General features: G+C 61.8%; 17 protein-coding genes. 5 read left to right on the top strand and 12 right to left on the bottom strand.

Annotation, left to right across the window (positions count from 1 at the left end; all coding sequences use genetic code 11):
* Positions 1–242: 242 nt before the first annotated feature.
* The 4 genes from BLS41_RS35035 to BLS41_RS35020 form a co-directional block, all read right to left on the bottom strand.
* Complete coding sequence (locus BLS41_RS35035; protein ID WP_074772763.1) at positions 243–1,781, bottom strand: efflux transporter outer membrane subunit; 1,539 nt, start codon at positions 1,779–1,781, stop codon at positions 243–245.
* Positions 1,778–2,854 (bottom strand): HlyD family secretion protein, encoded by a 1,077-nt coding sequence (locus BLS41_RS35030; RefSeq protein ID WP_074772760.1) that lies wholly within the window; start codon positions 2,852–2,854, stop codon positions 1,778–1,780. Before BLS41_RS35030 ends, BLS41_RS35035 begins: the two co-directional genes overlap by 4 nt.
* Before the next feature lie 11 nt (positions 2,855–2,865).
* The gene (locus BLS41_RS35025; RefSeq protein ID WP_074772756.1) at positions 2,866–4,491 is read right to left on the bottom strand and encodes an MFS transporter; all 1,626 of its coding nucleotides are present in this window, start codon (positions 4,489–4,491) and stop codon (positions 2,866–2,868) included.
* Between the two features lie 103 nt (positions 4,492–4,594).
* Positions 4,595–5,269, bottom strand: coding sequence for an antibiotic biosynthesis monooxygenase family protein (locus BLS41_RS35020; protein WP_074772753.1), 675 nt, complete (start codon positions 5,267–5,269; stop codon positions 4,595–4,597).
* Between the two features lie 426 nt (positions 5,270–5,695).
* On the opposite strand from BLS41_RS35020, the gene BLS41_RS35015 reads away from it, so the two are divergent.
* Positions 5,696–6,628, top strand: coding sequence for a LysR family transcriptional regulator (locus BLS41_RS35015; protein ID WP_074772750.1), 933 nt, complete (start codon positions 5,696–5,698; stop codon positions 6,626–6,628).
* On the opposite strand, the gene mug is transcribed toward BLS41_RS35015, so the two are convergent.
* Together mug and BLS41_RS35005 are read right to left on the bottom strand one after the other, a co-directional pair.
* Entirely contained in the window at positions 6,589–7,134 is a 546-nt protein-coding gene (gene mug / locus BLS41_RS35010; RefSeq protein WP_074772747.1) for a G/U mismatch-specific DNA glycosylase, read from the bottom strand. The genes BLS41_RS35015 and mug overlap by 40 nt on opposite strands.
* Positions 7,131–8,141 (bottom strand): GlxA family transcriptional regulator, encoded by a 1,011-nt coding sequence (locus tag BLS41_RS35005; protein ID WP_074772744.1) that lies wholly within the window; start codon positions 8,139–8,141, stop codon positions 7,131–7,133. The genes mug and BLS41_RS35005 overlap by 4 nt, the downstream gene beginning before the upstream one ends.
* A 497-nt stretch (positions 8,142–8,638) precedes the next feature.
* On the opposite strand from BLS41_RS35005, the gene BLS41_RS35000 reads away from it, so the two are divergent.
* From BLS41_RS35000 to BLS41_RS34985, 4 genes are all read left to right on the top strand, one after another.
* Positions 8,639–9,151 carry a DJ-1/PfpI family protein gene (locus tag BLS41_RS35000; protein WP_074772742.1) on the top strand — a complete coding sequence of 171 codons (513 nt, stop codon included), beginning with the start codon at positions 8,639–8,641 and terminating at the stop codon, positions 9,149–9,151.
* A gap of 65 nt (positions 9,152–9,216) precedes the next feature.
* On the top strand, positions 9,217–9,516 hold the full coding sequence (locus tag BLS41_RS34995) for an ArsR/SmtB family transcription factor (RefSeq protein WP_074772739.1): 300 nt from the start codon (positions 9,217–9,219) through the stop codon (positions 9,514–9,516).
* Positions 9,517–10,373: 857 nt separating this feature from the next.
* Positions 10,374–12,797, top strand: coding sequence for a membrane-bound PQQ-dependent dehydrogenase, glucose/quinate/shikimate family (locus tag BLS41_RS34990; RefSeq protein ID WP_074772735.1), 2,424 nt, complete (start codon positions 10,374–10,376; stop codon positions 12,795–12,797).
* 158 nt (positions 12,798–12,955) lie between these two features.
* Complete coding sequence (locus BLS41_RS34985; protein WP_083380241.1) at positions 12,956–14,083, top strand: porin; 1,128 nt, start codon at positions 12,956–12,958, stop codon at positions 14,081–14,083.
* A gap of 103 nt (positions 14,084–14,186) precedes the next feature.
* On the opposite strand, the gene BLS41_RS34980 is transcribed toward BLS41_RS34985, so the two are convergent.
* From BLS41_RS34980 to BLS41_RS34955, 6 genes are all read right to left on the bottom strand, one after another.
* Positions 14,187–14,483, bottom strand: coding sequence for a YciI family protein (locus tag BLS41_RS34980; protein WP_074772729.1), 297 nt, complete (start codon positions 14,481–14,483; stop codon positions 14,187–14,189).
* 10 nt (positions 14,484–14,493) lie between these two features.
* Positions 14,494–14,778 (bottom strand): muconolactone Delta-isomerase, encoded by a 285-nt coding sequence (catC, locus tag BLS41_RS34975; protein WP_074772726.1) that lies wholly within the window; start codon positions 14,776–14,778, stop codon positions 14,494–14,496.
* 55 nt (positions 14,779–14,833) lie between these two features.
* Positions 14,834–16,162, bottom strand: coding sequence for a short-chain fatty acid transporter (locus BLS41_RS34970; RefSeq protein ID WP_074772723.1), 1,329 nt, complete (start codon positions 16,160–16,162; stop codon positions 14,834–14,836).
* Positions 16,163–16,244: 82 nt separating this feature from the next.
* On the bottom strand, positions 16,245–17,204 hold the full coding sequence (locus tag BLS41_RS34965) for a 3-hydroxyacyl-CoA dehydrogenase (protein WP_074772720.1): 960 nt from the start codon (positions 17,202–17,204) through the stop codon (positions 16,245–16,247).
* Positions 17,205–17,206: 2 nt separating this feature from the next.
* Positions 17,207–17,908, bottom strand: coding sequence for an SDR family oxidoreductase (locus BLS41_RS34960; protein ID WP_074772717.1), 702 nt, complete (start codon positions 17,906–17,908; stop codon positions 17,207–17,209).
* Positions 17,909–17,940: 32 nt separating this feature from the next.
* Positions 17,941–18,993, bottom strand: a complete 1,053-nt coding sequence (locus BLS41_RS34955; RefSeq protein ID WP_074772714.1) for a cyclase family protein — start codon at positions 18,991–18,993, stop codon at positions 17,941–17,943.
* Positions 18,994–19,023 lie beyond the last annotated feature (30 nt).

The following is a 19,023-nucleotide window of genomic DNA, read 5'->3' as shown; positions in this document are numbered from 1 at the left end:
CCTGAATTGCCGGCTATACCGCTGATAATCCTTGCGCTCCACATCGCCCAGACTATTGAGCGTCGCTCAGGAGAGCACCGACGACATCACAGTCACGCTTTCCGTTTGCCTCGCAGCGAGACGCCTGAATTCTTCGACCCATTGCGCGACTGCGGGACGACTAAACCTCACCGGCTCTGCGATATCCGCTGCACCAGAACCGCCGCCCGCATCGTCGGCAATCTCTCATCTCCCGATCTCGCTCAGCGCGACACATAGGGATCGGCGTAAGTCGATTGCCAGCCGCCGCCGAGCGCCTTGCAAAGCGTGATCAGATTCGCGTCGGCCGTCGCCTTGCTCTGTTCTAGGTTGCTCTGCGCGTCGAGCAGTTGCTTCTGCACGTTCAGCACGTCGAGATAGTCGAGCGCGCCGCCCTTGTAGCGCTGCTGCGCGATCGAGAGTGCCCGCTGATTCAGTGCGACTACAGCGGACAGCCGCTCCTGACGCAACTGCTCCGCGTCGTAGACGACGAGCGAATCGTCCACCTGGCGCCAGGCGTCCAGCACCGTGTGCCGATAGACAATGGCCGCCTCCTGCTGCTGCGCCTCACGCAGTTGCAGCGTTCCCTTCAGACGCCCGCCCTCGAAAATCGGCATCGTGATGGATGGCCCGACTACGAACTGCCCCGACGCCCAGTTAGCAAGACTCGAAAGCTGAAGGCTTTGAAAACCCGCGCTGCCATTGAGCGATATACGCGGATAGAAATCCGCTTTCGCCATGCCAATCGAAGCGGTGGCCGCATGCAACTGCGCTTCCGCCCTTCTGATATCGGGTCGGCGTTGCACGAGTTCCGACGGAAATCCGATTGGCACTTGCGCCGGGAGTGCCGGCACATCGTGCGCGTCGCCGAGGGTTTGCTGGAGCGCTCCCGGTTCTTTGGCGAGCAGCACGCCAATCGCGTTGATCGTGGTTTCGCATCGCGATTCCAGTGTCGGGATCAGACTTTCGATCGACGCTGCCTGCGCGGATGCATTCGCCACATCCAGATCGGTGGTCACGCCCTCCTTCGCGCGTATTTGTGTGAGCTTCGCCGTATTGCGGGCAATGTCGAGATTCTCTCTCGCGATCCGCAGAAGCGACTGGGTTTCGCGCAACTCGATATAGTCTCTCGCGAGTTCGGCACGAGCCGAGAGCAGAACGGCGTTCCGATCCTCGTATGAAGCATCCGCTGAGGCCGACGCGGCCTCTACACCACGCCGGACGCCGCCCCAGATATCGAGTTCCCACGATGCGTCGAAGCCAGCCTGATGGAGGTTGTAAGCGGGCGAACCCGACGACCCCGGCAGCGGCGCGACGCCAAGCGGCGTGCTCCCCGATGCGGATTGCGATTGACTCCCGTTCGGGCTAACCCCGAGCAGGCCCAGAATCCCGTTGGGGCTGCCGCGCTCGCGGTTGTACGACGCAGCGCCGTCGAGCGTGGGATATTCCGCCGCGCCCGCTACGCGCTGCTCGGCGCGGCTTTGCCGCAGTCGCGCCGAAGCCGCGGCCACATCGAGATTCGCATCGGCCAGTTGTTGTTCCAGCGCGCTCAGCGTGGGATCGTCGAACAGTGTCCACCATTGCGTGTCGAAATCGGATTCGACCGGCTTGCTGGCCGCCTGCGCCGCCTGGGTCCGATCGAAAACCTGCGGCGTGGCCGACACCGGGCGTTCGAAATCCGGGCCGACGGTGCAACCCGCCATCACGAGACAGGCCAGCAATTCGAGTGCGATTGCGCGGAAAGAATAGTCGGTCGGGTTCATTTTTCGGCACCTCCCTTTGTATGCGCGTCGCTATTACGCCCGACCGCCACTTCAGTTTCGACAGACAGCCCCACGCTCAACCCCGACGCCGCTTCCTGGCCTGGATTGATAGCGATCTTTACAGGCACGCGCTGAACGACCTTCGTGAAGTTGCCCGTCGCGTTATCCGGCGCGATGGGTGCAAAGGCGACGCCAGTTGCGGGCGCGAGACTGTCGACATGACCGTGGATCGTCACCCCGGGAAAACTGTCGACCTTGATGCTCACACTTTCTCCCGGCCGTATGCGGGTAATCTGGTTCTCCTGAAAATTGGCGACGACATAGGCGTTGGAAAGCGGCACGATCGCCAGCACCGGCGTGCCGGGCGTGACGAACGCGCCCACCCGCGCCGAGCGCCGCCCGACCTTGCCATCGACCGCCGCGCGAATCTCCGTGTATGACAGGTTCAGCCTTGCCTGATCGAGTGCCGCTTCGGCACGCGCCTGCGCGCCCGCCGCCTTATCGCGCTGCGTATTCAACACGTTCAGGTTCTGCTGGGTCGATGCAAGCACGGCGGCATCGTGCGCCTGCTGCGCCAGCTCTCCGGCGAGCGTGCTCGACGCGTGCTGCTGTTCCTGAGTTGTGCCTGCGCCGGCGTCCGAGAGGTTCTGGTAACGCGCGGCATTGGCGCGCGCGAAGCCGAGTGATGCATCGTCGGATTTGAGCGTGGCGCGCGCCTGCTCGACGAGCGAAGGCTGCCGCGCAATCTCGGCGTCGTAGTTCGCGACGGATGCTTTCGCCGCGGCCACGTCCGCTTCCGCGCTCGACAACGCGGCCCTGAAATCGCGGTCGTCGATACGCACCAGTAATTGCCCGGCTTTGACCGACTCGTTGTCTTCGACGAACACGTCGGCAATCTGGCCCGCCACGCGCGGCGCCACGAGCGTGAAATCGGCTTCGACGTACGCGTCGTTCGTCGATTCGGTCGTCGAGCCATCTGTCAGACTGGAACAAGCCCACACGCCGACACCGATCGCAACAGTGGCAGCAGCCACGGAAATAATCCTGAGAGGAAATCGAGTAACGGATGACATGATTGCCGTCCTTAGCGAGAAGAAGGGGGCGTGGTGCACCACGGCGGATAAATACGCACGGGCAACACGGGCACGAGAAAGAGAAGAGCAATGGCGACCCCGGCCATCACCCGATAGAGATCCGCCGACGTCAACACCACCGCCTGCACATGGACCCGATGCGCGAGTTCGGCGAGGCTATGCGCCGCGTCGATACTTTGACTGGTCACGAGCGAGTGATTGCCCAGCTGATCCACGAGCATGTTCGAATGGAGACGTTCGCGATCCGTACCCAGTCCTTCGATAAGACCCGTTGCCACGGCGGCGGAAAACGTCTTGAGCGAGTTGAACATCGCCGAAGCAAACGGGCCGTCCGTGGGCGGCAAACCGGTCGTCACGCCCATCAGGACCGCCAGGATCACCATGGGTTGCGCGATGATCTGCAATGACTGGAGCCAGTAGAAGTTGTCGCGGATCCACTCGGACGTGATGAAGCTACCCATCGCGCACGTGGCGATCATCAGACACAGACCAACGGCCATGACCCAACGATGATCGACGCGGCGCAGGTTCAGAACCGCCGCCGTCAAGGGAAGCACGAAGAGCAGCGGCACGGCCACCAGCAACGACAAAGGCGCGGTTTGCAGCGGCCTGTAGCCGTGAACCTTGGCGAGATACTGGCCTGGTATCGCGGCCACGCCGACCAGCAGGATGACCGCGCCCGCAAGGGTCGTGAGTCCGTGAGCGAAGTTGCGGCGCGACAGCATCTGCAGCTTGAAAAACGGCAGCGGGTGAAACCACTCGTTAGTAAGGAATGTCACCAGCAGAATCCCGCCACCCGCAAACATCACGCGAATCAAACCGGAATCGAGCCCGTCGAGACGATCACCTTGAAGCAAGCCGGTCACCAGCATGGCGACAGCCGGGAATCCGGTCAAAAAGCCGCTCCAGTTGAATGACCCGAAACGTTCGAGTTTGAGCGGGTCCGCAGGCAGCCCTTTCTGGATCGCCACACAACTGATGATGCCCAACGGCACGATCTGCCAGAACGCCATCTGCCAACCCGCGTACTCGGTCCACAACGCGGCCAGCGGCGTGCCGAGCGCGGGTCCGAAGGTGGCCGTGAGCGCATACCCCGCGAGCCCGTACAGCTTCACCCTGGGCGGAAGATAACGCAGCGCCACGATGATCAGCATGGGCGGCAGACACCCACCCGCGATTCCTTGCAGCACACGCAACAGATAAAGAGTCGGCAGGTTCGGTGCCAATGGGCACAGGAACCCGAAGAGCATCGTCGCGAGCACGGCACCGATCGTAAATCGCTTGAGCGTGAACGTGATTCCAAACCACGGTGCAAATACCATGGTGGCCACATTGGCTGCTTCGAACAAAGCGGTCAGCCACGTTCCATCGTCGTGTCCGATTGACAGCGCCCCCTGGATGTCGGGCAGCGCCAGCGCAGTGACCTGTTCGTTGAGAATGGCCAGCAGCGACGCCAGCAGCATGCCGAGCAGACCGGTAGCCAGCCGCAGTGAAAGCGCGGACGATCTGGTCACCGGCTGCACAGAAGCCTCCGTGACCGGCACAGAATCGACTGCCGCCGATTGCCCATCAACAGGCGTTGCCGTTCCAGTTGCTAGAAGATTGCCTGGGTTCATGGAGACTCCGTTTCCAGTCGTGTTCGATTGAACATATGAAGGTCTTTTCATCAGATATCCGAAATATAAAGACCGTTCACATCGATGCTGTAATGCGCGCAGCTCACGCCGTGGGCCGCACCTCCTCGAAGTACTGCGGTGCTTCGCGACGGTCGAACATTCCATACTCGCGGATAATTCGGATACTCCGGCGACGCGAACCGTCGGCCGTCACCCGATCCCGCTCGAACACTTCCATCGCCTGCTGGTCGCGCCACGTCGCCACCACGATTACATCGCCGGGCGTGAGCAGCGCATCGAACACATCCCACGACACGAGACCGGGTGCATCCGTATCGATTCCAAGGGCGTTCACCGCCGCTTCGGCTCCGGTTTGCCTGAGCCACTCCGGCGAGCATGTCGCATCGAGCAGCATCACGGCGGTCCCAAGACCCGTTTCCGTGACATCGAGGCGTTGCTCGCGCAACATCTCTCCGGCAGGCAACTGGTTATCGCTGACGATTTGACCGATGCGCAGACGATAGTCCGCGAATACGCGGTCCCGCGCCGCTTGCTGTATCTTGTGATGCGCTGTCGTGGTCCGCCAACGCACGAGCGATTTTTCATCGCGCCAACTGGACAGCGAAAGAAGCCACCCTTCGCGCGTGAGACTGGCGTAACGGGTGTTATCGATAAAGCCGTCGATCTTCTCCAGTTCCGGGCGCAACATTCTGGCCATGCCGAGATAGGCATCGAACTGTGCGGGGATGGGGTTCACTTCGAGCATGGCGGAAAACATGGGTAACTCCTGCGTTTGATTGACTATCTGACGTGACGGAACGCAACGTGATGACGCGTATCGCGCGCCCTGCGGGCCGGTTCATTAAGGCCTTACCGACATCTGCCGCGTGAAGTCATTGTGCGGGTTACCCCTGATTCCTTCGAGTTCTCGCTAGTTGGTTTTCCGGCCAATAAGTGGATGAATTCTGCCAACCGGCCACGAATGTGCCGATAAGCTTCACGGCCGGAAACAGTGTCTTTCCGGCGGCAAAAAAGATCACGTCAAACGAGGGAAAATAGCGAGCACCGCCGACTGATCGACGGAAAAGAATCCGCGCGAGCCAATAAGTGGCTTCTTTGAGCCAGACCACCGGGCGAGTCGCCGCCCTGCAGATCACAGCGCATAGAATGGGTCACACAGACGCGATCATCAGAGAGCAAGGCAATGGAAAAACTGCGTGAAATGGAAATCTTCGTCGCGATCATCGATCAAGGCAGCTTCACCGGCGCGGCCGAAAAAGTCGGTATGTCAGCGGGTGCAGTGTCACGTGCGATCAATTCGCTGGAGACCCGTCTCGGGACACGTCTGCTCGCGCGAACGACGCGGTCGGTCCGTTCGACGGACGCCGGTGTCGCCTATCTCGAAGCGTGCAGGAAGGTGCTGGACACCATCACGGATGCCGAAGCCAGCATTGCAGCGGATCGGCTCAATCCAGTCGGCACGTTGACCATTTCCGCTCCGGTCCTGTTCGGCCAGCGCTACGTTGCGCCGCTGGTCAACGCTTTCGCGCTGCGTTACCCGGATGTCCGCGTCAACGCCGTGTACGTCGATCGAACCACGCGACTTCTTGAAGAAGGCGTGGACATCGCAATCCGCGTCGGCCATCTTGGAGATTCGTCGACATTCGCGATTCCTTTGGGCTTCGTGCAACGCCGGACGTATGCCGCGCCCTCCTATCTCGCTGCGCACGGAGAGCCGCTTCACCCGAGGGATCTGAACAATCACTACTGTGTGTCGTTCACCGGCGTCTCGGCGCCGCTCGAATGGGTGTTCTACGAAGGCGGTATCAGAGTGCCTATCAGACTTCAGCCGCGCATGATCGTCGACCTTGGTACCGCTGCGGTTCTCGCCGCCGTCGACGGTGTGGGCGTCATCCAGTTGCTGTCCTATCAGGCGGCTCCCGAAGTGCTCACGGGCAAGCTCCAGACTATCCTGTCATCATTCGAGCCCGAGTCGATTCCGGTGAACCTGCTTCATGTCGAGCGACGAAGCAGCAGCGGCAAGATTCGGGCTTTCGTCGAGTTCGTGACCGACGCGCTTCGCGATAACGCGCATCTTCAGGGCGTGGCTGCGACCGCGGCACGAACCTCTCCGTAGGCGGTCACTAGCGAAGCCAGGTCGAACGCGCGGTTCAGTCCGCTCGGGTTCGGCACGACCCACGCGTGTGCGCCGCCAAACAGGTCGGCCTGTGGTCCCCACTGGATATTGCGCGAGCCCGACATCGCCAAGATCGCCATCTTGCCGAGGAAAACAACGTGACGCGGCGCGTATCGCTCTATCTTCCGCCGGAAAGTCTCTCCCGCCAGTTCGATCTCTTCGCGCGATAACTCGGCGGCCTGCGCAGTTGGTCGTGCAACCACCGTGGTGAGGCCGTACCCATAGCGAAGAATCGTGCGATCGTTTTCGGGGCGAATTTGTTCTGACGTAAAGCCTGCGAGATGAAGCACGCGCCAGAAACGATTCCCTCTGCCGTCGAAGTGATGCCCCGACGACGCGGCCCGCACGCCCGGGTTGATTCCGCAAAATACAACCGACAGGCCAGGCGCAAGAAGATCCGGCAGAGAGTGCGGGGCATCGCGGGAAGCGACGAGAGTTTCGCTCATTGAACGGTCAGCCGCTGCTCAACAGCGTTACCGGCGCGCGACTCGCTACCAGCATCGCCGCGAAATCGTTGCCGGTACTGTTTCGGTGTGACCTCCAGCCGCCGCGAGAAAGTCGTGCGCATATGCGTGGCGCTGCGAAAGCCGCATTTGAATGCCACGGTCTTGAGCGGCGCATCCGACTCCTCGAGTAACTTTCTCGCAGTGTCGACCCGAACCTGCTCGACGAATACCGACGGCGTGACGTTCGCGTACTTCTCGAATAATCGCGAGAAGGTCCGACGGCTTACTGCAACTGCGCCCGCGAGCTGTTCGATCGACAGCACGTCGGTGATATGGTTGGTCACGTAGCGGTGGATTTTGCCGATAATCGGATCTTCATCGCTGCCCGCTCCGATATACGGACTGTATTGGGACTGCCCGCCCTCGCGCTGGATGTAGACGACCAGGCGTTTTGCAACCCGCACGGCCAGTTCGTGTCCCCAGTCTTCCGCGACCAGCGACAGGCACAGATCGATTCCAGCCGTCACACCTGCAGACGTGAAGAGGCGCCCATCGCGAACGAAAATCTTGTCGGGCTGAACGCTTACCTGCGGGAATTCCTGCGCAAGCCGGCCGGCGTCAGCCCAATGTGTCGTCACCTCCTTGCCGTCGAGCAGTCCCGCGTGCGCGAGCACGAATGCTCCATTGCAGACGGAGCCAAAACGCGTCGCGTCGTGGGCCTGCTTCAGCAGCCACGTGAGAAATTCAGCAGGCGGCCTGGTGTCCGGAAGCTGTGGACCGCCGGCGATCAGCAACAGGTCCCAACGCGTGTCGATATCCGCATAGCCAAACGGCACCGAAAGTTGCATCCCGTTCGAGCAGATTACCGGACCAGCTCGCGGGCCCACGAGAGAAACCTCGTATTTCTGCTGCCCGGAGAGGAACGTGTTTGCTTCCGCAAATACGTCGAGAGGGCCCGCCACATCGAGCGCCTGCACACCATCGAATATAACAATGGCGACTTTCATGCCGTGACCTTGTTGGATTAAATGAGCCTGTTCAATACCGGTGGTTTATCAGCACCGAGCCGAAGGGCTGGTCGGGCCGACTAGCCTCTATTGAAGAGCGATGGCCCAGATTACCCCAATGTCCTGAAAACGGTGACTCACTAGCCGGCAATTGACTTTTGCGTCTGTGTAATGAAAGACGGCCTCGGGGAACGTCGCGCGGACCGACGTCGTTAGCCGGAAACGGCATGCAGCGTGGCCTCTGCGAGTCCGTTGGCACAAAATCAAGCCCGTTTGGCCGGGTACTGAGACATCCGCCTGTTTGCACGTCCGGGCTGGCTGACTAGACTGGAACACCCGAATACGGCGACATCCGCTGCACCAGAATTTGCAGAGCAGGTTGCTTCGCGACCATTGGCGAAGACGCTTTCATCATGTTGAAAATGCGACGTATAAGTTGCCGCCACACGAGCGAGGCGCGACCGTTCGTCGTCGACAGATTCCCGGAGTAATGGCATATGCATGTTGCGATGATGCTGTACACAGGCTTCCGGCTGCTCGAAGTGAGTGGGCCAATGGATGTTTTCCACGAGACGAATCGCCTGTGCGGAGAAACGATGTATGAACAGCATCTCGTAGGTCCATCACCGGGACCCGTTCAATGTTCGAGCGGCATTTCGGTAGATACAACGGAATGCTTGCGGGATGCACTTCCTTCATTCGATATCGTCGTCGTACCGGGTTCTCCAATGGCCGACCCGGGGCGGCTGCATCACGAACTCGTGGATTGGCTCAGCGATGCGGGACGTGGCGTCCGAAGGCTCGCCTCGGTATCCAACGGAGCCTGCCTGGTCGCACGCGCCGGCCTGACCGATCCGCGTTGCGGACGAGATGGCCAGCTCTACTTGTCGCGAGGCGCCACCGACAGTATCGAAATGGCGCTACGCCTGGTCAGCCAGGATCTGGGAGAGGAGACCGCGTTAGGCGTTGCGAAGTCACTCTCACGCCAGTGCAACTGGGTGCGACTTTGACGCTGCCTGGATCTGGCAATCGCTGCCCACAGGGCCGGCTACCATCAGACGAATTTCCTCATTCCATGATCGATGACAATCTGATTTACAAGGCACTCGCGAATCCGTTTCGCCGCGATATCCTGAAGTGGCTGAAGACACCAGATCAATACTTCACGAGCGGGTATGTCGATGTCGGGCGCGGAGTACCGTTGAACGCGATTCTCGCGTTGAGTTGCCTGTCGCAATCTACCGTATCGGCGCATGTCACGGCATTGATCGAGGCGAGACTGCTCGTGTCCACCCGCGTCAGTCAGTGGCTATTTCTGACGCGCAACGAGGAAGTCATTCGTGCCTTTACGGCGGGACTCGGCAGTCATCTTTAGCCGATAAGCGCGGAGTCGCTCGCCCGTCTCCTATCAGATGATGCGGGTCATTCAGACACAGCGCGAATTTCCAGAAAAGTCCCCACCAAACCTTTCAACTCCCCTTCCGCAAAATCCCGTCAGGGCGTTTAGACATGCCTTCTGGCGCGTCTTGTTGCAGTGACGAGATGACGCAAGCTGTAATCGGTAAGAAGTGTGGGCCGGCACTAGTGAAAGCGCTCCCACTCGTCGACGCTCGCTAATTAACATGCCTTATTAACCAACCTGTTCATATTAAGAGATCGATCATCACAGCTCCGCGCACGAAACTTAGCCGTTAAAAACACACAAATTGCCTGCTTTTAGCCGAAATTATCAGTTTTGCGCTCAACAAGGCGAAGCCGTCTTTTTTGTATTAAAATGTACGAACTAGTTAGTTGCTAGCACAAAACGTGAGTGCTGTGACTCATCCGCGTCAACGTCACGCAGCCCGCGGAAACTGGGCCGATGCACGTGCGCACTGCTTCGTCCAACCTTCGCGAGCCACCCGTTCGTCCGATCAGCCTGCGGTGCAATGCCCGCCCGGGCCTCGGCGAAATCAGAGGCGATGGTTAGCTTCGATCCGGTGCCGGCATCGCAATACACGCGATGCCGCCAGCGTCACGGCGCAGACGGGACTCATCCTCGTCCAGAGTATGTGCAGCAGAACGCGATGACCTGGCGCCATCACCCGGAAGCCCTGACCGGCTTCCGGCACGAGCCGATTCATCACCGCCGGAGCCAGTGCGCGCCGGCTTTACGACCTGGCCCATGCACGCCGCCGCAATTCGGGCGACCGCTTGCATGCGCTATTTTTTGCGTATTAATGAAGACAAGTAATGTCCAAGCAAACTCAAACTAAGCCACCATCTACGGCGGCCCGTGTCGGCCTGTCCGTCGTGGGTGGAGTGGGCCTCCTGCTCGGCCTGTATTTCGCCATCGGCGGCGGCATGCTGATCGCCCGCGGCGGCAGCTGGTACTACCTGCTGATGGGCCTCGCCGTCTGCGCGGCCGGCATCCAGTTCGCGCGCCGCCGCTCGAACGCCTACCTGATCTTCATCGTCGCGGTCATTGCAACTGCGCTGTGGGCTCTCTGGGAAAGCGGTATCGACTTCTGGCCGCTGCAAGCTCGCATCTTCATGTTCACGATGCTGGCAATGGTGCTCGCGCCGGTCTATCCGGCGCTGCGCCGTTTCGAGGGCAAGAGTTCTGCGAAGGGCTTTGCGTGGACGGTCGGCGTCGTGCTGCTCGCCTGCAATGCACTGTTCGTGTATGGCATGTTCATTCCGCACGGCACGTTCGGCACCGAGTCGAGCATCCCGCTCGCGAGAAATCACACCGGTGGTGGCGACTGGTCCGCGTACGGCCACTCGGCTGGCGGCGACCGCTTCGTCGGCATTCCGCAGATCAATCGCGACAACGTGAAGGATCTGCAGGTTGCGTGGACCTATCACACCGGCGACGTGCCGCTCAGCCCGACCGGCGGCGGCGCGGAAGATCAGGAAACGCCGTTGCAGGTTGGCGATACGCTTTACGTGTGCTCGCCGCACAACACGGTAATCGCGCTCGACGCCGCGAGCGGTCACGAAAAGTGGCGTCATGCATTCCCGAGCAAGACGACCGTCTGGGTGCGTTGCCGCGGCCTCGCGTACTTCGATACGACGAAGCCGGTGCAACAGCCGAGTGTCAGCGGTTCGACGCCGATCACGCCGGTTGCGTTGCCGGCTGACCAGGCCGTCTGCCGTCGCCGCATCTTCATGAACACGATCGACGCCCGTCTCGTCGCGCTCGACGCGGACACGGGCAAGCTCTGCCCGGACTTCGGTCAGAACGGCATGATCGATCTGAAGGCAGGTCTCGGCAGTGCGACCGACCCGCTCTATGAACTGACCTCCGCGCCGACCGTCGCGGGCACGACCATCGTGGTCGGCGGCCGCGTCGCGGACAACGTGTCGCTCGACATGCCGGGCGGCGTGATCCGCGGCTTCGACGTGATCACCGGCGCGATGAAATGGGCATTCGACCCGGGCAATCCGCAGGACAAGCAGGCGCCCGCAGCCGGCAAGACATTCACGCGCTCGACGCCCAACGTGTGGGCGCCGATGTCGTACGACGCGACGTCGAACACCGTGTACATGCCGGTCGGCAATGCGGCAATCGACCTGTGGGGCGTGAAGCGCACCTCGCTCGACGAGTCGTACGGTGCGTCGATCCTCGCACTCGATGCGACGACCGGCGTCGAGAAGTGGCACTTCCAGACCGTCCACCACGATCTGTGGGACTACGACGTGCCGATGCAGCCGACGCTGATCGACTTCCCGGTCGAAGGCGGCAAGACGGTGCCGGCGCTGGTGGTCGGCACGAAGATGGGCCAACTGTTCGTGCTCGACCGTCTGACCGGCAAGCCGCTGACGAAGGTCGTCGAACAGCCGGTGAAGACCGCGACGATCCCGGGCGAGCCGTACTCGAAGACCCAGCCAGTGTCGGTCGGCATGCCGCAGATCGGCGCGGAAGTGCTGAAGGGCTCGGACATGTGGGGCATGACGCCCATCGACCAGATGATGTGCCGGATCATTTTCCACGGCATGCGTTATGACGGTAAGTTCACTGCACCGGACACCGACACGTCGCTCAGCTTCCCCGGCTCGCTCGGCGGGATGAACTGGGGTGGTCTGTCGTACGACCCGGACGCGGGCATGATCTTCGTGAACGACATGCGCCTCGGTCTGTGGGTGCGCCTCGTCAAGGAAGCGACTCGCAGCGGCACGTCGGACGGCAACGAAGCAGTGAACGCGGGCATGGGCGCGGTACCGCTCGGCGGCACGCCGTACTCGGTGACCAAGGACCGCTTCTTCTCGCCGCTGGGCATTCCTTGCCAGAAGCCGCCGTTCGGCAGCCTGACGGCAATCGACCTGAAGACGCGCAGCGTCGCGTGGCAGGTGCCGCTCGGCACGGTGAGCGACACCCGCCTCGCCGGCGTGCAGATGCACATGCCGGCCCCGATCGGGATGCCGACAATCGGCGGCTCGCTCAGCACCGGCGGCGGCCTCGTGTTTTTCGCCGCGACCCAGGACTACTATCTGCGCGCGTTCGACAGCTCGACCGGCAAGGAAGTCTGGAAGGCTCGTCTGCCCGTGGGCAGCCAGGGCACGCCGATGAGCTATCAGGTCAACGGCCGCCAGTACATCGTGATCTCGGCGGGCGGCGCACGTCAGTCGCCGGATCGTGGCGACTACGTGATCGCCTACGCGTTGCCGCAATAACTCGCGACGCGAGAGCCTGAAGCGCGGTTAGCTTTTCACGCGCTTCAGCGCACGCAATCCTGGCAACGGCATGCCGTCGACGCAGTTCCGCGTTGGCCGCATGCCGTTTTTTCTTGCGATCCCCGCAGCGCATTGCGTGCGGTTCTTTTCCAGCTTTTATGAACGACTCACCAATCGCGCCGTATGCCGCGCGCCGTGAAGCCTCGCCTTTACGTCACCCACTTCGCGAACCCGCAGGATCACGCACCGCGCTGCGCGCGCTCAGCCGATTCGCACGGCGTAGCTCGGCAATGCTGGCCGTGTTCGCCGCATCCGCGGTGACGGCCCACGCGCAAAGCTCGGTCACGCTGTACGGCGCGATCGACACCAGCATCGAAATCACCAACCCCGGCGCGGGCTACGTTGCGCGCATGGACTCCGGCGCCTATCGCGGCTCACGCGTCGGCGTGCGCGGCGCGGAAGACATCGGCAACGGCGTCAAGATTCTGTTCGACCTGGAAAACGGTTTCAGCTCGAGCAATGGCTCGCTCGCCGTTGCCGGCTCGATCTTCAATCGTCAGGCCTGGGTCGGCGCTTCGACGCCCTACGGCACGGTCCGCGTGGGCCGTCAGTATTCGCCGATCTACATCCCGTTCAAGGGACAACTCGACGCGTTCGGCGCCGGCACGATCGCCTCGGGGCTCGACAATCTGTCGAAGATCACCCCGTACGAGAGCAACGCAATCACGTATCTGTCGCCCGAATTCCACGGCTTCTCGACGACGTTGATGGCCTCGCTGCGCGACTCTACCGACGGTGACGGCAACGGCGTCGCCGCCCACATCGAAACGCTCGCGTGGCGCAACGGACCGTTCCGCATTTCCTACGCGCATCAGCAGACGCACGGCGACGGCGCGTTGCGCGCCAATCTCGGCGGCGTCTCTTATGTGTACGGACCCGTCACCGGATTCCTGTCATTCTTCAACGGCGACGGCGGCACGCCGCGCTATCACAACGACGGCGCATCGGTGTCGGCGCGCTACGCGCTCAGCGACCGCTTCCGCGCGTCGCTCGGCTATACCTACATGCGCGACCGCTCGGGAGGCGACGACAACGCCGACCAGTTCAGCGCCGCGTGCGAATACGATCTGTCGAAACGTGTGCTGCTCTATGCGAGTGCGGGCTGGCTGCGCAATCGCGGCGACGGCGAAATGACGCTCAAGGGGGTGAACGTCACCGGGCTTACGCCATCGTGGCCCGGCGCGAGCGTGCGAGGCGTGCAGTTCGGGATGATTAACCGCTTCTAGGCGATGCGCGGATGAAGTCCGGGCGTGCCGCCGGCAAGCACTCGCACACAGGCTTACATAGCGCCTGTCGAATCAGCCGCGCTCACCCGTTGCCTGTCCGCGCTTACAGATAACACTCGCCATCGAGATACGCTTTGCGCCAGCGCGTGATCGTCACGCGCTCGAACAATCCGACCAGAAAGAACGGATCGGCAGCGATAAATTGTTCGGCTTCGTCGCGCGTTTCCAGATCGACGACATACACGCCGCCGCCCGCGCCACTGCCGTCGTCGTTCAGCTTCGCGCCGCAGGCAAGCAGCAGCGCCTTGTGCTTTTCCAGAAACGCCAGGTGCGTGTCGCGCTCGCGAGCGCGCATGTCGGCGTGACCCGGCTTATCGAATGTTTCGATGATGTAGGGCATGCGACTCCTTTCAGTTCGACGCAATAGCGGACGGGTGCTGCGCCAGCGGCGTGACGTCGAGCACCATATAAGGAAACAGCGGCAACGCACTGAGCAGCGTATGCAGCTCGTCGTTCGACTCCACGTCGAATACGCTGTAATTCGCGTACTGGCCGGCGACGCGCCACAAATGGCGCCACTTCCCTTCGCGTTGCAGATTTTGCGAGAACGCTTTTTCTTCGGCTTTCAGACGATCGGTGAGCGCCGTGTCGGCGTCGGCAGGAATCTGAACCTGCATGTGAACGAGATACAGCATTCGAACCACTCCATTCCATTGAACAGGCCGCCTTTGCGGGCGGCCATGTGTTGCCTCAACCCCAGGCGAGAACCGCCACCGTGTACACAATGCCGATCCAGAACATCATGATCACCGTATAGCCCATGATGTCCTTCAGTTTCAGCTTCGATAGCGCGAGCGCCGGCAGAATCCAGAACGGCTGGACCAGATCGTTCCACGCATTGCCGAGCATCACGGCCGTCGCGGTATGTCCCACCGAAGCGCCGATCGACTTGGCCGCCTCGATCATGAACGGCCCCTGAATCACCCAGTGACCGCCGCCCGACGGCGCGAAAAAGTTGATGAAGAACGAACTGACCAGCCCCCAGAACGGCAACGTGGCGGGCGTCGCGATCTTCACGAAGAAATGCGAGAACGTGTTCACCAGACCCGACGACGCCATGATCGCCATGATCCCCGCGTAAAACGGATACTGCAGAATGATGCCGCTAATCGTCCTGATACCTTCGTTCAGTTTCTCCACGTAACGAATCGGCGTACCGAGCAGAATGATGCCGAGGAACAGGATGATGAAGTTGATCAGGTTCAGATCCATCGAACCGCCGCCGTGGAAGTACAGCACCACGTAGACCACGCCGATTGCGCCGATCACATAGCTCAGCAGGCGGCTGTTGTTCAGGCGATTGGCGATCGTATTGCTTTCGTCGATATCGACGGCCGGCGCCGCCGTTTTCGGTGCCTCGTTCAACGCGCGGTCGATTTCCGTCACGGGCTGACCCGGCTTCGGATGCAGCCACGCATTCAACAGCGGCAGCGTGATAATGACAACGAGGCTCGTCAGAAGCATCGCGGGCGAGAAGATGGTTTCCGACAGCGGAATCACGCCCATCTGCGCTTCCATCGGATGCCCTTTGGTCGAGATCAGCACCGGAATACTCGCCGACAAACCGAGGCCGTACATCGTAAATCCGCTATAGGCCGACGCGATGATCAACGGGTAATGCACGCCCTTGATGCTCAGCGCTAGCTTGCGCGCGACGATGCCGCCGATCACGAGACCGAAGCCCCAATTCAGATAGCTGCCGATTCCGCCGACCAGCGTGGCGACGATCACCGCCATGCGAGGATCGTGCACGCGTGCGACGAGACGGTCGAGGAAGCGCTCGGTAAGCGGCGCGGTGGCGAGCACGTAGCCCATCGCCAGAATTACCGCCATTTGCGTGGTGAACGCGAGCAGTGCCCAGAAGCCCTTGCCCCAACTCAGCGTGAGTGCGCTGACTGCCTGCCCCTGAACCAGCACGGCGAGAATCATCGTGAGCAACGTGAGGCCGATGGCGAACACGAACGGATCGGGCAGATACTTGCGCATCAGCTCCGTGAAGAATGCGGTGATTTTCTGCATGTGACTGTCTCTGGCTTGGTCAAATATATTTATCGGGTCATGCGGTGATACAGCGAATGAAGCTGGGTCCTACGGATACTCCCTACGATTCGTTTTGCGCGGAGTCTTTGCGATAACGCGTCAAGCCCATCAATGCGCGGTCGCGCCACGCGACGCGTTCTTCCCACTGTTCGAGCGGCATCGCGCTGCGACGCGCGGCTTCCACTGCAGCGACGAGTTCCGGTGTCCACGGATCGTTCTGGCCGCGTTCTGCGCCCATACGCGCATACGACGGCCCCATCTTCTGTGCATGCGAAGCGATGCCGCCGCGCGTGTTCAGATCCGCCGTCTCGAACGGGCCGATCACAGACCAGCGCAATCCGAGACCTTCACGCACCACGGTGTCCACATCGTCGACGGACGCAACGCCATCGCGCACGAGGCAATACGCTTCGCGTAGCAACGCGCCTTGCAGCCGGTTAAAAATGAAACCTTCCACTTCTTTGGCCACGCGAACTGGCTTCAGGCCCGCTTCGGTGTAGAGACCGATTGCACGCGTGACGGCCGCGTCGTCGGTAAAAGGCGCGGGCACGATTTCGACCACGGGAATCAGATACGGAGGATTGCCCGGATGCGCGACGACGCAGCGTCCGCGACCCGGCAGCGTTTCATCGACAAAGCGCGACGCCGCGAGAAACGAGGACGCGCTCGCCAGAATCGCGTGCGGTGGCGCAGCGCGATCGAGTTCGAGAAACAACTCGCGCTTGAGCGCTTCGATTTCCGGCGCGCACTCCTGCACGAGATCGGCGTCTGCTGCTGCCGCTTCCAGACTCGTTACGATTTCGACACGGGCGGCGATGTCGTGGGCGGCCTCATCGAGTAAGCCGAAATGCGTCAACTCGTTCAGGCGTTGCATGATTTCCGCGAGCGCAAGGTCGCGCCGCCCGGCGGCCGGATCGAACAGGCGCACCTGCCAGCCGGCCCGCGCAAACACCACCGCGAACGCAATGCCGATACTGCCCCCGCCCACAATGCCCGCCCGCCGCGCCGCCCGTGCGTTCATGCTCACACTCCCGCGACGCCGACGGTCATGCCGCCGCACACGTACAGCACCTGGCCGGTCACGAAGCCGCTGCGCGCATCCAGCAGATACGACGCGGCGTGCGCGATATCGTCCGGCATCCCGACGCGTTTGACCGGCACGCTTTCGATGATCGCGCGCGTACGCGGCGCATCCGGCGGATTCGCGCGATCGAACAACTCGGTGCGGATCGGGCCGGGACCGATCGCATTGGCGGTGACGCCGAACGCGCCGAGTTCGAGCGCCCACACGCGCGTCATGCCGATCAACGCGGCCTTGGTCGCCGAATACGCGGTGCGCAATTCCTTGCCGAGCGCCGCGCGCGACGACATATTCACGATCCGACCGAAACCCGCCGCCTTCATGCCCGGCAACAAGGCCTGCATGCATTGCAGCGAACAGCGCACGTTGAGCGCCCACGCGCGTTCGAGTTCTTCGGCCGATTGATCTTCCGCGCTCGCCGGCACCACCACGCCGACGTTATTCACGAGGCGCGTGATGGGACCATCCGCGAGTGCTTGTGCGAGCGCGTCGGCGGTGGCCTGCTGATCCGACAGATCGGCGATCAATCCATTGCCGACGCGATCGATCACGACCACGTCGTAACCGTCTTCCTTGCAACGTTCAGCGCACGCAGCACCGATGCCGGCGGCACCGCCGGTAATCAAAACTCGTTCTTTGGCCATGTTCCGGATTCAGGGTGATAAAGAGGAAAGACTCAGACGGTGGCGATCGGCGTGACAGGCGAACCCATCGCGCCTGGCAGGCGGAGCGGCGGCGCGGTCAGCATGAAATGCGAGCGGCCATTTGCGCGCAGCCACGCGGCGAGATCGCGCAGATACCAGAGTTCGCCGAGCGGCAAACCGAGTTTGAAGAGGCAATGGTGATGCAGCGGCATCAGCGGATGGTCCCCCGGCGTGGCCGGGGCGCGCGCGGGATAACGCTCCACCGCGTAGTTGTCCGCGGCGAGGGCGGCGATGCCGGAATCGGTGATCCATTGCAGCAGCCGTTCGTCGCGGCCGTCGAGTGCGCAGCAGTGGCTGTCGAGCACCGCTTCGTCGGGCTGGCGGTTCATCTCCAGCACCATCTCGGCGAAGCCGGTGCGGAGCACCAGCATGTCGCCGCGCTCGATCTCGACGCGATCGGCTTCGATGGCAAACATCAGGTCGTCGTAGCCCACCGTGCGATGTTCGCGCGCGAAGTGCGCGACCAGATCGACCAGCACGCCGCGTCCCTGCATGCCCTTCACCGCGAGATTTTCGATGCCGAGCACGTCGGCGTGACTGTGTTCGCCGCCGCACGCGTGCGCTGCAAAGCCTTCGTTCGCGCGATATTCGACCGGGCCGACAATATCTTCGTTGGCGCGATAGCCGTTGTAGTAGACGCTCTCGGGCACGCCGTCGCCGTCCGCGTCGAAGCGCGCGCCCACATGCGCGAGCGAGTCCCATTGCGTCGAGTATTGCAGGCTCAGCAGTACCTGGTCGTCGCTGACCACGTCGGTCGCGCCCGCTTCGTTGCGCGCGAACGGGAAGTTGACGTAAGGCAGGCCGTCCCTGAAAGTCGGCCGCAACACGGGCGGATGTCGGCGCACGTTCAGCTTGTTGTCGCCGGGAAAATCGAGCGGCAACGACAGGCAAAAACTCAAACCCGCGCGGATTTCACGCGCGCCCTTGAGGACCTGTTGCGTGCCGATCAGATTCGGCCTGCCGAGTTGGTCGTCGGGACCGAAGTCGCCCCAGTTCGATCCTTCGGGTTTGTTCTTCCAGCGCATGTCAACTTCCTATGGCAATCCAGGCTGCGT

This window comes from Paraburkholderia fungorum (assembly GCF_900099835.1).
In the GTDB taxonomy this organism is placed as follows: Bacteria; Pseudomonadota; Gammaproteobacteria; order Burkholderiales; family Burkholderiaceae; genus Paraburkholderia; species Paraburkholderia fungorum_A.
This window is presented reverse-complemented; position numbering and strand designations above follow the sequence as displayed.